16 protein-coding genes are annotated in these 14,223 nt (G+C 64.3%); 14 read left to right on the forward strand and 2 right to left on the reverse strand.

Translation table 11 applies throughout. The annotated features are described in order from the left end of the window. The first annotated feature begins 24 nt into the window (after window positions 1-24). From ACIPY3_RS19655 to ACIPY3_RS19715, 13 genes are read left to right on the forward strand one after another with little or no spacing between them, the layout of a single operon-like run. Window positions 25-984 carry a carbohydrate ABC transporter permease gene (locus ACIPY3_RS19655; RefSeq protein WP_397326174.1) on the forward strand — a complete coding sequence of 320 codons (960 nt, stop codon included), beginning with the start codon at window positions 25-27 and terminating at the stop codon, window positions 982-984. 2 nt (window positions 985-986) lie between these two features. After that, complete coding sequence (locus ACIPY3_RS19660) at window positions 987-1,823, forward strand: carbohydrate ABC transporter permease (RefSeq protein WP_397326172.1); 837 nt, start codon at window positions 987-989, stop codon at window positions 1,821-1,823. A gap of 2 nt (window positions 1,824-1,825) precedes the next feature. After that, complete coding sequence (locus tag ACIPY3_RS19665) at window positions 1,826-2,197, forward strand: nuclear transport factor 2 family protein (RefSeq protein WP_400336721.1); 372 nt, start codon at window positions 1,826-1,828, stop codon at window positions 2,195-2,197. Between the two features lie 30 nt (window positions 2,198-2,227). Then, window positions 2,228-3,004, forward strand: a complete 777-nt coding sequence (locus ACIPY3_RS19670; protein WP_400336722.1) for a TIM barrel protein — start codon at window positions 2,228-2,230, stop codon at window positions 3,002-3,004. Then, complete coding sequence (locus tag ACIPY3_RS19675) at window positions 3,001-4,566, forward strand: GMC oxidoreductase (RefSeq protein ID WP_400336723.1); 1,566 nt, start codon at window positions 3,001-3,003, stop codon at window positions 4,564-4,566. The genes ACIPY3_RS19670 and ACIPY3_RS19675 overlap by 4 nt, the downstream gene beginning before the upstream one ends. A gap of 51 nt (window positions 4,567-4,617) precedes the next feature. After that, window positions 4,618-5,007 carry a DUF6379 domain-containing protein gene (locus ACIPY3_RS19680; protein WP_400336724.1) on the forward strand — a complete coding sequence of 130 codons (390 nt, stop codon included), beginning with the start codon at window positions 4,618-4,620 and terminating at the stop codon, window positions 5,005-5,007. Continuing rightward, window positions 5,007-6,110, forward strand: coding sequence for a sugar phosphate isomerase/epimerase family protein (locus tag ACIPY3_RS19685; RefSeq protein ID WP_400336725.1), 1,104 nt, complete (start codon window positions 5,007-5,009; stop codon window positions 6,108-6,110). Before ACIPY3_RS19680 ends, ACIPY3_RS19685 begins: the two co-directional genes overlap by 1 nt. Window positions 6,111-6,128: 18 nt before the next feature. Beyond that, complete coding sequence (locus tag ACIPY3_RS19690; RefSeq protein WP_400336726.1) at window positions 6,129-7,166, forward strand: sugar phosphate isomerase/epimerase family protein; 1,038 nt, start codon at window positions 6,129-6,131, stop codon at window positions 7,164-7,166. An 11-nt stretch (window positions 7,167-7,177) separates the two neighbouring features. Then, window positions 7,178-7,948, forward strand: a complete 771-nt coding sequence (locus ACIPY3_RS19695; protein WP_400336727.1) for a nuclear transport factor 2 family protein — start codon at window positions 7,178-7,180, stop codon at window positions 7,946-7,948. A gap of 8 nt (window positions 7,949-7,956) precedes the next feature. Further along, window positions 7,957-8,355, forward strand: a complete 399-nt coding sequence (locus ACIPY3_RS19700) for a DUF6379 domain-containing protein (RefSeq protein ID WP_400336728.1) — start codon at window positions 7,957-7,959, stop codon at window positions 8,353-8,355. Further along, a complete protein-coding gene (locus ACIPY3_RS19705; RefSeq protein WP_400336729.1) occupies window positions 8,352-9,551 on the forward strand; it encodes a Gfo/Idh/MocA family protein in 1,200 nt (399 codons plus the stop codon). Before ACIPY3_RS19700 ends, ACIPY3_RS19705 begins: the two co-directional genes overlap by 4 nt. Before the next feature lie 28 nt (window positions 9,552-9,579). Next, window positions 9,580-10,584 (forward strand): sugar phosphate isomerase/epimerase family protein, encoded by a 1,005-nt coding sequence (locus ACIPY3_RS19710; RefSeq protein WP_400336730.1) that lies wholly within the window; start codon window positions 9,580-9,582, stop codon window positions 10,582-10,584. 19 nt (window positions 10,585-10,603) lie between these two features. Further along, a complete protein-coding gene (locus ACIPY3_RS19715) occupies window positions 10,604-11,386 on the forward strand; it encodes an SDR family NAD(P)-dependent oxidoreductase (protein ID WP_400336731.1) in 783 nt (260 codons plus the stop codon). Window positions 11,387-11,399: 13 nt separating this feature from the next. Here ACIPY3_RS19715 and ACIPY3_RS19720 read toward each other — a convergent pair whose 3' ends face one another. Next, window positions 11,400-12,386 carry a restriction endonuclease subunit R gene (locus ACIPY3_RS19720; RefSeq protein ID WP_400336732.1) on the reverse strand — a complete coding sequence of 329 codons (987 nt, stop codon included), beginning with the start codon at window positions 12,384-12,386 and terminating at the stop codon, window positions 11,400-11,402. An 82-nt stretch (window positions 12,387-12,468) separates the two neighbouring features. Here ACIPY3_RS19720 and ACIPY3_RS19725 point away from each other — a divergent pair, with 82 nt between their 5' ends. After that, the gene (locus ACIPY3_RS19725) at window positions 12,469-12,891 is read left to right on the forward strand and encodes a hypothetical protein (RefSeq protein WP_400336733.1); all 423 of its coding nucleotides are present in this window, start codon (window positions 12,469-12,471) and stop codon (window positions 12,889-12,891) included. Here ACIPY3_RS19725 and ACIPY3_RS19730 read toward each other — a convergent pair. Next, window positions 12,888-14,153, reverse strand: a complete 1,266-nt coding sequence (locus ACIPY3_RS19730; protein WP_400336734.1) for an ROK family protein — start codon at window positions 14,151-14,153, stop codon at window positions 12,888-12,890. The genes ACIPY3_RS19725 and ACIPY3_RS19730 overlap by 4 nt on opposite strands. Window positions 14,154-14,223: the final 70 nt, after the last annotated feature.

Genomic DNA, 14,223 nt, shown 5'->3' on the forward strand with positions numbered 1-14,223 from the left:
TCCAAGGGATAAGCAAGGATTACCATGACTGCGACGATGCAATCCAAGACCGAAGCAGCTGACGCTTCCCGGCGAGGCAAGCGCGCTCCGGGGACGGTCCGAAAGGTCCGTTCCCGGGGTGGCTCCCTGCAGTTCGGACACTGGTGGTGGGCCCTCCCGGGCATTGCCCTGGTGATTGCCATCCACTATGTGGCAACCGGCATCGGTGGCTACTTCGCCTTCACCAACTGGACCGGCATCGGATCCTTCAAGGTAGTGGGACTGGCCAACTTCGAAGCCATCTTCAAGGACCCCACCAAACTGGGCGCCTTGATGAACACCCTGTTCCTGGCTTTTTCGTCGGTCTTCATCGGCAACGTCGCGGGCCTCGTCATCGCCCTGGGCCTGAACCGGGTGCTGAAGACGCGCTACATCCTCCGTACCTTGTTCTTCATGCCCGTGGTGCTCAGCCCCCTGGCGACGGCCTACATCTGGAAGTACATCTTCGACTTCGATGGACCCATCAACGTTTTCCTCAGGTCCATCGGTGCGGAGGACCTCGCTAAGCCGTGGCTCGCAGACCCGCAGTGGGCCATCTGGACGGTTCTGATCGTGCTGGTCTGGGGTTCCACGGGGTTCGCGATGGTGATCTTCATGGCGGGGCTGGCCAGTGTCCCGGTGGAAATCGAGGAAGCCGCCGCCATTGACGGCGCCAACCTGTGGCAGCGCTTCTGGAACGTGACGCTTCCAGCGATCCGTCCGGCCGTGGCAATCGCCACCACGCTCGGCATCGTCCAAGGGCTCCGGGTCTTCGACCCCATCATGGCCCTCACCGGCGGCGGTCCCGCCGGTGCAACGGAAACGCTCGCCACGCAGGTCTACAAGCAGGCCTTCGCCCTCGGAAACTTCGGTGGCGGCGCGGCACTGGCCCTGGTGCTCGCAGTCATCATCCTGATCTTTGCCGTTATCCAGCAGCGGCTGACCCGCTCCAACCCGGAGGACTGACCATGTTCCGCTACACGAAACTCACCCTTCTCCGCGAAATCGGGTTGTGGGCGCTGGCCCTGCTCTTCCTGTCTCCGTTCTACTTCCTGGTGACCACGGCCTTGAAGCCCAGCAGCGAGATCTACACGACGTCACCGCTGGCACCGCCGTCGAACCCTGACTTCAGCAACTTCACTGCGGTTTTGACCGCTTCCGGCAACTCCAATGTGGTCCTGGGCCTGGTGAACAGCGTGATCATCACCGCAGGCAGCATCCTGGGCCTCATCGCCCTGGGGTCGATCACCGGCTACGTCATCTCCCGGCACACCCGCCGCTGGAGCAAGCTTGCCTACTACCTTTTCCTTGTTGCCATCATCCTCCCGGGACAGCTCGGTGCGGTTCCCCTGTACATGGGCGCCCGTTCCCTGGGCCTGACCGGCTCGGCCTGGGGTTTGATTGTCCTCTACACCGGAATGCTGCTGCCGCTCTCGATCTTCCTGTACGCCAACTTCTTCCGTGGGCTCGGTACCGACTACGAGGAAGCCGCCACCATCGACGGTGCCAGCAAGACCCAGATCTTCTCCAAGGTGGTCTTCCCCATGATGGCCCCGGCAACGGGAACGGTAACGATTTTCGCCGGCCTGATTGTGTGGAACGACTTCTTCACCTCGCTGATCTTCCTGGGCGGTTCCAGCAACCAGACGCTGCCGGTGGCCATGTACTACTTCATCGGCTCCCTTGTGTCCCAGTGGAACTCCATCTTCGCGATCGTGATCGTGTCCATGATCCCTATCCTTGCCCTCTTCCTTTTCGCCCAGAAGCGCTTCATCCAAGGCTTCTCCGGCGGCCTGAAGGGCTAGCGGTGACGGACAACCGCGCCGCCTTCGAAAAGTTCGTGGACGTTTTCTACACGAAGAAGAGGGTCCGCGAAGCCTTCGACTTCCTTGTGGCGGAGAGCTACGTCCAACACAATCCGAACATTCCGGACGGCCCGGAAGCTGCGATCACGGCGCTCACGCCCAAGTTCGACGGTTCGCCGGACGCTCGCTTCGACATCCAGCGGATCCTCGTGGACGGCGATCTCGCCATGGTCCATGTCCGCGCCTCGTACCCGGGCCGGCCGGATGCCGCGGTGGCTGACATCTACAGGTTCGCCAACGGCAGGATCGTCGAGCACTGGGACGTGCTCCAGCCGGTCCCGGCCGACGCAGTCCATGGCCACCCCATGTTCTAGAAACTCACTCATAAGTCACAGGAGACAACCATGTTCCAACTTGCGCCGAATATTGACCTTTTGTTCTCTGAAGCAGGCGAAAGTGCTGCCGAACGCGTCCGCGCCGCAGCATCAGCCGGCTTCGACGCCGTCGAAATGTGGGGCCCCAGTACCAAGGACATCCCGGCCCTCAAAGCCGCGCTGCAGGAAACCGGCATCCAGCTCACCGCCCAGCTCGCCGAGCCGCGCATGCAGTTCATGATCCCGCCGAAGAACCACGAACCGTTCTATGAGGGACTGGATGCCGGGGTGAGGGTTGCGCAGGAACTCGGTTGCCCGCGCATCGTTGTGGGGAGCGGAACCGGCTTCGGTGGCCGGAAGCGCCAGGACCAGTTGGATGAGCTCATCGAGATCTTCTCCAAGGGCATCAAGCACATCGAGGGCTCCGGCATCACGCTCGTACTCGAGCCGGTGAACATCCGCGTGGACCACCCTGGAGCCCTCCTGGATCGCACCTCGGAGGCTGTCTACGTTGCCCGCGGCGTTGACTCGGCCAATTTCGGCATTCTCTACGACCTCTACCACTCCACGGTGGAGGGCGAGGACGTGGCCGCGGAACTGGCGAACGCAGGTGATTTGGTCAAGTACGTGCAGATCGCCGATGCGCCAGGCCGTGGGGAACCCGGCTCCGGTTCCATCGACTGGACAGCCCGCCTGAACGACCTGGAGGCCAGTGGTTACGCCGGACCGGTCGGACTCGAGTATTACCCGACCATCGATTCCGCGAAGTCGGTGCGCCGCATCCAGGAATTGGTGGCTTCGCGGTGAGCCAACGTTCCTACCCGGCATCGGTTGATGTCGCGATTGTGGGGAGTGGTCCGACGGCTTCTGCCTACGCCCGCATCCTGAGCGAGGAGGCGCCCGGCGCCAGCATCGCCATGTTCGAGGTGGGCCCCACGGTCAGCAACCCACCCGGCGCCCACGTCAAGAACATTGCGGACCTGGAACGGAGAACCGAAGCCCAGCGGGCTTCTGAAGGCCCGGGCGCCGGAGCCGCAACAGTCAACTCCCCGGGTGCAGTCAAGGCTGGCGAAAGGCGTGCGCGGCCGGGAACCTACCTGCTCAGCGAGGGGTACGCGTTTCCAGGCGAAGACGGCCTCCCGGTGGCCGCGATGTCCAGCAACGTCGGTGGCATGGGTGCCCACTGGACCGCTGCCTGCCCACGTCCGTCCGGCAAGGAGAGGATCGACTTCGTCCCGGACATGGACGGGCTGTTCGAGCATGCCGAGCGTCTCCTGGGCGTCACCACCCACGCTTTCGACGGCGCCCCCTTCTCCGACATCGTCCATGACCGCCTCGCCGCGGCGGTGGACGAGGGCCGGGACCCGGCCACCAAGGTCCAGCCCATGCCGCTTGCCGTCCACCGCGAAACGGATGGCCGCCTCCTCTGGTCGGGAGCCGACGTCGTGATGGGTGAGGCGACCCGGAAGAACCCGCGCTTCGGGCTTTTCGACGAGTCTCTGGTCACCAAAGTGACGTACGACGGCGGAACGGCCTCGGGAGTGGAAGTCCAGGACCGCCGTACTGGCGCGAGTCACCGGGTGGCCGCCCGCTTCGTGGTGGTGGCTGCTGATGCCTTGCGGACTCCACAGTTGCTGTGGGCTTCGGGTGTCCGGCCGGAGGCCCTGGGGCGGTACCTCAACGACCAGCCGCAGGTGGTGTTTGCCAGCAGGCTTGAAGGTGTGACGGGCGCCGCAGAGCCGGCGGAGAATCAGCCACAGGGCGGGTTGTCCCAGCAAAGCGGTGTCGCTTGGGTGCCGTACACGGATGACGTACCTTTCCACGGCCAGATCATGCAGTTGGACGCCTCGCCCGTGCCGCTGGCGGACGATGATCCCGTGGTGCCCGGATCGATCGTGGGCCTGGGCCTGTTCTGTGCCAAGGACCTTCAGCGGGACGACCGCGTTGCCTTCGATGACGAGGTCCTGGATGCCTACGGAATGCCGGCCATGCGGATCCACTACCGCCTGACGGATGCGGACCACGACGTGATCGAGCGGGCAAAGACGGAAATCGTCCGCTTGGGTCAGGCGGTGGGTCGCCCGCTGGATGAGCGCCCCTTCGTGCTGCCGCCGGGCGCATCCCTCCATTACCAGGGATCGACGCGAATGGGATTGGAAGACGACGGCGAAAGTGTGTGCTCGCCGGACAGCGAAGTGTGGGGAGTCCGTGGCCTGTTCGTTGCAGGCAACGGAGTGATCCCCACCCCGACCGCATGCAACCCGACCCTCACTGCCGTGGCCCTGGCCGTCCGGGGTGCGCGCAGGATCGCCGAAGAGCTTGAGACCTCTTTACTTATGTCGGAAACAGACAATAGAATTACGAAATAAGGAAAAAGTCCTTTCGGGCGTTGATGCCCGGAGGCAAGACAAGGAGTCCCGATGATTGCCGACCGCATGATCGAGCAAGGAACACTCACCGCGGAAGGCGGCCGCGCCGCCGTCGAAGTCCGCATCCCTTGGTACCGGGCGTTGCCGGGTTCGTGCATTGCCGGGGCAGCCCTCACCATCGACGGTGTGGCTGCTCCTGAGGATTCGCTCCGCTGGACCATGAACAACCGGACCTTTAGCTTCGCGGAGCTCGTGGAGGAAACAGGGGAGTGGTGGCACCCCCTCGATTCCGCAGTCCTTTCCGGTGAGCTTCCGGTGGATGCGGCGGCTGAGCACGAGGTCCGCGTGGACCTGAAGCTCTACATCCCCTACATCATCACCGACCACGGTGTGCTGCACATCGAAGAAAACGACACCAAGACCATGAAGGTAGGACAGTGATGACCGGCCTCGGCACTCCCATCCAGGGCGTAACGCTCTACAGCTTCACCCGCGCTTTCCACGGCCGGCAGTACGACCTCGACGGCCTGATCCGCAAGGTGGCCGCTGAGGGCTTCGGCCCCGGCCTGGAAATCATCGGCTTCTCCAGCCTTCGCGGCTTCCCGGACCGGATCGATGACTCTTTCGTGGGCCACTTCCGCGACCTCGTGCAGGAAGTGGACCTGGTTCCCACTTCCCTGGCCGTGAACGTGGATACCGGCATCCGCAGGGACCGCTTGATGAACCACGACGAGCTCGTGGAGTACATGCGCAAGCAGATCGAGGTTGCTTCGCGCCTCGGCTTCCAGATCGCCCGCGTTCAGATCTCGCTGACCCCGGATGCCATGGAAAGCCTGCTGCCGGTAGCCGAAAAGTACGGGGTGACGCTGGCCCTGGAAGTCCACGCCGACCAGCACGGCGCCCACGAGCGCGTGCTTGCCCTCCGCGACCGCTACGAGAAGCTCAACTCTCCGCTGCTCGGATTCACCGCCGACTGGGGTGCCACGGTCACCGGCTTCGCGCCCTCCCTCATCGAGGCCTACCGCCGGCGGGGAGCTTCCGAAGAGCTGCTCCAGCAGGTGGTGGATCTCTGGAACGGCTTCTACGCAGAGGGCCCGCCCAACACCCAGAAGGTCCATGGCGAACGCTTTGGCGCCTTCATTGGCCTTGCCGCGCGCAACGGCCGGCCGGATCTCGGCATCGACTTCGCCATCAACGGAACCGGACTCTTCGGCCCCGCTCCGATCGATACGTGGTTGGAAATCATGCCGTTCGTCAAGCACGTGCACGGCAAGTTCTTCGGCATTGACCAGAACGGCGAGGAACCCTCCGTCCCGGTGCGCGACCTGGTTCGCCAACTCGTGGAAAACGGCTACTCCGGAGCGATCTCCAGCGAATACGAAGGCTGGCACTGGAACAACTGGGAAGACCCCTTCGAGATCATCCGGGGCGAGCAGGCCGTCCAGCGCTCCGCTGCCGCCAACGCCGGCTCGGCCATGGTCACCGATCCCGCAGAGGCCCGCCGCATCCTCAACAGCCACCTCGCCCAGCCGGTCCTCGGCTAGAAGAAACGGATACACATTATGTCTAACGGCATCGCAGGCTCGGGCATCGAGCTTGGCATCACCCTTTACTCCCTGACCTCCGAATTCGCCGCCGGCCTCTACACGCCTGAGACGCTCATCAAGGCCGTCGCCGACGAAGGCCTGGGTCCCGGCGTCGAATTCAACATCGCGCAGATGCTGCGCACCTACCCGGACGTGGACGAAGACTTCGTCAAGCTGTGGCGCGACAGCATGGACCGCTACGGCCTGACCCCCAGCGCGGTCGGCACCAACCTGGACATGGGCCGGCGCAAGGACCGGGACATGACCCCGGACGAAGAATTCGAGTTCTTCGCACGCCAGCTCAAGACCGCCAACACGCTCGGCTTCAACAAGATCGTGATCCGTTCCGCAGGCAAGGAACTGCTCCGCAGGCTCCTGCCGTTGGCCGAGAAGTACGACCAGAAGCTCGGGTATGAGATCCATGCTCCGCAGGGACCCAACGACCCCAAGATCCTCCAGATCCGCGAGATGTATGAGGAACTCGACAGCGAGCGGCTGGGCTTCACCGCCGACTTCAGCTCCACCATGCACAGCCTTTCGCCCACCCTGTTCCGCACGCTGACACAGATGGGCCTGCCGAAGGAACACTTCGCGGTAATGCAGGACATCTGGCGCAAGCCGCTGCCCATGCAGGAGCGCAACCAGGAGTTCGAGGACTACCTCCGCTCCAACAACTTCGATCCCGCGCAGCTTGGACCCTTCACCCGCCTTGCCTTCAACATGCATGGACTGGTGGCACCGGAGGAATGGCTGGACATCATGCCCCAGATGTTCCACGTTCACGCCAAGTTCTATGACATCGATGCGGACGGCAACGAACCCGCCATGGACATCCCGCGGATCGTCCGGCAGTTCGTCAAGGGCGGCTACACCGGCTTCCTGTCCAGCGAATGGGAAGGACACGCGTTCGCCGATCTGGGCGAGTCCGATCCGATCGAGCTGGTGAAGAAGCAGCACGCCCTCATGCGCCGCGCCATCGAAGAGGCCCGCGCCACCGACTCTGTTTCAGCATAGGAAGGCCCGCGATGCCGGCAATCGACACGGATCTTACCGCTGAGATCCAGCAACTGCGCGAGGAACTCAGGGAAGCGCAGCGCTTGGCCCGTCGCGCCACTGACCGGGGCGACATCGAGAACCTCTTCAACCGATACATGTACCTGCACAATGCCTTCCAGGACGAACAGATTATTCCTTTGTGGGTGAGGCCAGGCACTCCCGGAATCCGCGCCCGCTATACCAACGCGGGGCAGTACACGGACTACGAAAGCGTCATCCGGTACCACCAGGGACGCCCCAATCCGGTGGGCAAGCTGATCCTGCACTACACCACCACTCCGGTGATCGAAGTGGCGGCAGATGGCGAGACTGCCAAAGGCGTGTGGATCATGACGGGCAACGAGTCAGGCCTGACGGACCCCGAGGTGGCCAAGGAAAGCCCGGACTACATGTACTCGCCGGGCGAAGTGCAAGGCAAGAAGGTCTGGGCCCACTGGGTCTGGTGCAAGTACGCCGTGGACTTCCTGCGCCAGGACGGCGAATGGAAGATCTGGAAGTTCCGCTGCTACGAGCTTCTCCGTGCTCCCTTCGAGGAGAACTGGATCAGTTTTGCCGAAAAGAACCAGCACGCGTTCGCCCTGGACCTCATGTACTTCGGCGACGACGGCAAGCCGGTCTTCATGCCTCCGGCGGACGAGCCCGTCCCGGCGGAGTACCACCCGTACAGCCCCTCGGCGCGGCAAACACTGGAACCGCAGCCGCCGGTTCCGCACCAGACCTTCGTAGAGACTTTTGAGTAAGGATCATCATGGCAACCCACAACTCCCTGTTCCAGGACGCTGACGTCCGCCGGCACCCCGAGGGCATTTCTGTTTCCGTGCAGTTGCCCTGGTACCGCAGCCTGTGGCTGTCCGCCGTCGACGACGTTGCTGCCACCGTGAACGGCGTGGAAATCCCCACGTCCGCACTGCGCTTCGAGCTCCAGGGCAAGTCCTACACCATCGCCGAACTCCCGGATCAGTGGGAGACCCTGTGGTTCGTCGCTGATAAGCCGGAGATCATTATCCCGCTTGACCGCGTCCCCGAAGCCGGTGAGGAGATCGACGTCGAGGTTATCCTCACGCTCCGCCTGCTGTACATGCAGATCGCCCCCATGCGCTACGTCGGCAACCGCGTGGCCGTGGACCGCAAGGTAGTGCTCGCATGAAAAAGCTCCGGGTGGCCATGATCGGCTACGGCTTCATGGGTGCGGCGCACTCGCAGGGCTGGCGCACGGCACCTCGGGTGTTCGACCTCCCGGCAGAAACCGAGATGGCCGTCATTGTGGGCCGCGATGCCGCCGCCGTTGCCAAGGCGGCCGGCAAATGGGGCTGGGCCGAATCGGCAACGGACTGGCGGCACGTCATTGCGAGGGACGACATCGACATCGTGGACATTGTCACCCCGGGTGACTCGCACGCGGAGATCGCCATTGCGGCTTTGGATGCCGGCAAGCACGTCCTGTGCGAGAAGCCGCTGGCCAACACTGTCGAAGAAGCGGAAGCCATGGCGGCCGCCGCTGAACGAGCCGCCGAAAAAGGCGTTAAAGCGATGGTGGGTTTTACTTACCGGCGCGTGCCGGCCGTGACCTTCCTGCGTCAACTCATCGCCGAAGGAGTGGTGGGGCGGATTGCGCACGTCCGTGCTTCCTACCGTCAGGACTGGCTGGTGGACCCGGACATGCCCCTGGCCTGGCGGCTCCAAAAAGAACATGCCGGGTCCGGTGCCTTGGGGGACATCGGTGCCCACGCGATCGACCTGGTGGAGTTCGTGACCGGCATGGACGTGGAGCAGGTTTCCGGCGTTCTGGACACGATCGTGAAGCAGAGGCCCCTCCAGGGCAGCGGCACTGGTCTTTCGGGTTCCGGGCTCGCCGGCAAAGCAGCCGCAGGATACGGCCAAGTGACCGTGGACGACATCGCGATCTTTACTGGCAGGCTGGCGTCGGGCGCGCTCGCATCCTTTGAAGCCACGCGCTTCGCCACAGGCCGCAAGAACGCGCTGTCCATCGAGGTCTCCGGCGACAAGGGTGCTTTGGCGTTTGACCTCGAAGACCTCAACAGCATCCAGTTCTACGACCGCACGGCCCCCGCCGACCTGCAGGGCTTCCGCAAAATCCTGGTGACCGAGCCAGTCCACCCCTACGTTTCGGCGTGGTGGCCCGCCGGACACATGCTGGGTTACGAGCATGGCTTCTCCCACCAGGTGAAGGACCTGGTGGAAGGAATCGCCAGGAACACGGACCCGCACCCGACGTTCGCCGATGGGCTCAGGGTCCAGCGCGTCCTTGAAGCCGTGGAACGCAGCGCCGACAACGATTCCGTGTGGACCCGCGTGGCGGCAGACGTCCCAGTCAAGGCATAGGGCTTGTAAAAGCCTGGAAGGAGTTAACATGGCACGACCCATCACCCTGTTCACTGGACAGTGGGCGGACCTGCCGTTCGAAGAGGTCGCCCGGCTCGCTGGAGAGTGGGGCTACGACGGGCTTGAAATCGCGTGCTGGGGCGACCACCTGGACCCGTGGCGCTGGGATGACGACGCCTACGTCCAAGGCAAGCTGGACGTCCTGGAACGCAACGGCCTCAAGGTCTGGACCATCTCCAACCACCTCAAGGGCCAGGCAGTTTGCGATGATCCCATCGACCAGCGGCACCGCGACATCCTCCCGGACATCGTCTGGGGCGACGGCGATCCCGAAGGCGTGCGCCGCCGGGCCGCCGAGGAAATGAAGCACACCGCCCGACTGGCGGCCAAGCTCGGCGTCAAGACGGTGACCGGCTTCACCGGTTCGGCCATCTGGAAATACGTGGCCATGTTCCCGCCGGCCAGCGAGAAAATGATCGACGCCGGGTACCAGGACTTTGCGGACCGGTGGAACCCCATCCTGGATGTCTTTGACGAGGTTGGCGTGCGCTTCGCCCACGAGGTCCACCCCTCGGAAATCGCCTATGACTACTGGACCACCCAACGCACCCTCGAGGCCATTGGGCACCGTGCGGCATTCGGCCTGAACTGGGACCCGAGCCACATGGTCTGGCAGGACATAGACCCCGTGGGATTCCTGTGGGACTTCAAGGACCGGATCTACCACGTGCACTGCAAGGACACGAAGAAGCGCCTCGGCAACGGGCGCAACGGCCGCCTGTCCTCGCACCTCGCCTGGGCCGATCCGCGGCGTGGGTGGGACTTCATCTCCACCGGTCACGGCGACGTGCCCTGGGAGGACGCCTTCCGGATGCTCAACGCGATCGACTACAACGGACCGCTGTCAGTCGAGTGGGAAGACGCCGGCATGGACCGCCTGGTCGGGGCACCGGAAGCGCTCGGTTTCGTCCGGAAGCTCTCCTCCTACCAGCCCTCCGCCGCCGCCTTCGACGCGGCGTTCAGCACCAAATAACCACATAAAGGGGAACCACATGCGGCTGCGCAAGCCCAGGCTCGAAGGCAAAACCGCCGTTATCACCGGCATAGCCAGCGGCCAGGGCCGCGCAGCCGCTTTGGCGTTCGCGGAGGAGGGTGCGATCGTCGTCGGCTGCGACATGGACGACGACGGCGCTGCCGCCACCGTGGACATGGTGCTCGAAGCGGGCGGCCAGGCCGGCAACACCCGCGTGGACCTGACCGACGATGCCGCCGTCGCGGACTGGGCCGGCCTCGTCGCTAAGACTCACGGCCAGGTCCACATCCTGTACGCCAACGCCGCCGCCACGCGCTTCGCGCCTGTGGACCGGATCTCCTTTGCTGACTGGCAGTGGAACGTGGCCCACGAGATGGATGTTGTCTTCCTGCCCGTGCGGCACTTCTGGCGGCAGTTGGCAGCAGCCGGAAGCTCCGCCGTCGTGCTTGTTGGCTCAACGGCCGGCGTCACCGGCTCGGTGACCAACGGGCGCCTTGCCCACACCGCCACCAAGGGCGCCGTGGTGGCCATGACCAAGCAGCTGGCAGCCGAGGGGGCGCCGCTGGGAATCCGCGTCAACGCGGTCAGCCCCGGCATGATCCGGACCTCGGCCACCGAAGGCGACCTCCTGGCGCCGGGGCATCCCATGAACGCGATCGCGGGGCACATTCCCCTGGGGCGTATCGGCACACCCGATGAGGTGGCCCGCTGCGCCCTTTTCCTTGCCTCCGATGAGGCCTCCTACGTCACAGGCGCCAACCTGATGATCGACGGCGGCTGGTCCGCCGTGCTGCCAGGCTGACGCCCGCTGTGGGTTAGGCGAGCGACTCCGCTGCCAGCGCCAGGTGCCGGCGGGTCATTTCGGAGGGATCGTCCCGGAGCCACTCATGGCCGCCCCATTCGCTGGTCAGCGTGCCGGTGAATCCCTCCTGGGCCAGAAGATGGCCCAGCTCCTCGATCGGGCCGGACACCCGTTGATCCGCATCGTCCAGATCCCAGAACTTGAGGTGGAATCCGCCCACCAACGGGAGGATTTCCTTCAGGTCCGCGGCGTCGCTTCGCCCGAACCGGATCAGCAGGTTCATGAACAGGGTATGGATGCGCGGGGGAACGGTCCCTGACCGCAGCGCAGCCATGATGGCGTCGTTGGTGGCGGGGTCCTTCCATTCAGACTCCAACCTGCTGCAGAGCACGGGCGAGACTCCGCCGCGCGCCAGTTCGTCCAGATAGCTGACCGGGAGGGCGGGCATCAACATGCTGATGTCCACCAGCACCCGGATGCGGGGGTCGTCCAGCGCTGCGATGTGGTCCAGCGCGGGCTGGACGCGTGGATTCCGCGGGTCTTGCTGCCCTTGGATTTCCTCGAACAGCACCAAGTCCAGATCGTGCAGCAGGGGTTGGACGAGCCCGAGCAATTCGGGTCCGGCTTGCCCGATCGGGAGGCGCACGCCGGTGGCACCAACCCGCCGGGCCGCATCGAACTGGGGGACGAGGAACTCCAGCCGCTGACCCGTAGTGCGGCGTTCCGTCGTCGTTGTGTAGTCATCCAGGCTGCAGCCGAGAATGCTGACCCGGCCACCAGCCGCTTTCAGTTCTTCCCGGAAGGCGTCGACTTCGAGGTCCTGTGGTGCGGGAAAACTCCGCCAGAGGGAACCTGGTTCCACTTCCACAACATCGGCAACGCCGGAGGCGGCGATGTCGGTGACGATGTCTTGCGGGGTCCGTTCTGCCTTGATGATGTCCGGCGTCCAGTTGAAGGAGCTTGCGGCCAGCGTCCAGCTGGCAGGCAAAGAGGCTTCCATGATGGGCCTTTCCAAATATGCGTCTTAGTGACAAACTTATGTCAGTTTCAGACAAAAAGACCATGGAGTCAAGGAGTGTGTGATGTTGCAGAATGCCCTGCGCGACGATGCGTGGAGTAATACGACCGAAGGCCACGAGCTGCGCGTCGGACTGCCGTGGATCCGTTCCATGCCGCTGTCCAGTATTGCGGGCCTTGCTGTGGAGGTTGACGGGCAGCCCGTTGGGGAAGAGCTCCGCGTACGGCTTGGTGAACGGGAAGTGCGGCCGGACACGTTGGCCGCAGAGCCCGGCTGGTGGTTCATCCAGGACCGGCTCGTGCTGGTTTTTCCAGGAGCAGTCTCCGCCGCGCCCGGGCGCCCGCGCAGGGTGTCCGTGGACTTTGAACTGATGGTTCCGTACTTGCAGGGCGGGGGAGGGGGCCCGCTGGTCCTCCCGTTCCACCTTGAAGCCAACCTGCGGACTACGCAGGCTCCGGTCGCGGGAGTTTCCCGCGACGTCGCTTAGCCAGCTCCCAGGGTCCTGACCGGCCCCGGCTTGCCCTGGGCGAACCAGCGCGGGAAGGTCACCTCGAAAAGCTGCTCGCGGGCCAGCTCCACGCCACCCCGGAGGGGTTCGCGTTCGTCATTGACGGACAGCAGGATCCGCAAGTCCCTCGTGGCAAGCGGCAGCGACAGCTCGTAGACCCGCTGCCGCACCTCGGCGAGATACACCTCGCCGGCAGAGGCCATAGCGCCGCCGATCACGATGATTCCGGGGTTGAACATGTTGACCAGTGCCGCAATCGACTCGCCAACCACGCGCGCGGAGCTCTGCAGGAGGCGGACTGCCAGGCCGTCGCCACTGATGGCTGCGAGGGCGATGCCTTCGGGGGAGAGGGTGTTGCCCTTTTCCACGGATGTGGCGAGGGGGCCGGTGGCGCCTTCCTTGATGGCGAGCTCGGCGTCGCGGATCAGGGCCCAACCGCCGGCCACCGCCTCGAGGCAGCCAACTTTGCCGCAGCGGCACAAGGCGTCGGAATCGGGCACGCGGACATGGCCGATGTCTCCGGCCGCACCGTTGGCGCCACGGTGGATGCGGCCCTGTGAGAGCAGTCCCGCGCCGATGCCGGAGCCGATCTTGCAATAGATCAGGTCCGCGTAGGCATCCCGTCGCCGCGCCCGTTCGCCCAAGGCCAGCAGGTTGACATCGTTGTCCACCCAGGCGGGGGCATCGAACCGTTCTTCGAAAGGAGTTCGTATGTCATAGCCGTTCCAGCCGGGCATGATGGGAGGCGCCACGGGCTGTGCGCTGTCGAAGTCCACCGGGCCTGGAACGCCAACCACAACCGACCACACTGGCTTGTCTCCGGCGTCCTTGAGGAGGTCGTCCAGGAGTTCCATGGCGGCCTTCAAGGTTTCCTCGGGCCCGCGGGCGATGTCCCACTCGCGGTGCCGCTGTTCCACGATGTCTCCATCAAGTTCGGAGTACCCCACGCGGATATGGAGGGCGCCGAGTGCGCACACGATGATGCGGCCGCGCTCCGATTGGAAACGGAGGGTCCGGGGTGCCCGGCCACCGGAGGACGCGCCGAATTCGCCGTCGCCCAGGAAGCCCATCTGGATCGCCTGGTCCACCCGCTGGGTGACTACACCGCGACCCAGGCCGGTGACCCGGCCGATTTCCGGTCGGGTGGTGGCTTCTCCGGTTCTTACGAGGTTGACGATGCGAAGCAGGCTGGTGACTTCGTCTGTTTGGGCGCCGAACCGGAGGGTCGAATCTGTGGTCATACCTCCAGATTGTTCCACAGTAACGGCACTATGGTGCGGAAATCCGCAACTATAGCCAGAAATGCAATCA

Source organism: Paenarthrobacter sp. NPDC089714 (genome assembly GCF_044748905.1).
GTDB lineage: Bacteria > Actinomycetota > Actinomycetes > Actinomycetales > Micrococcaceae > Arthrobacter.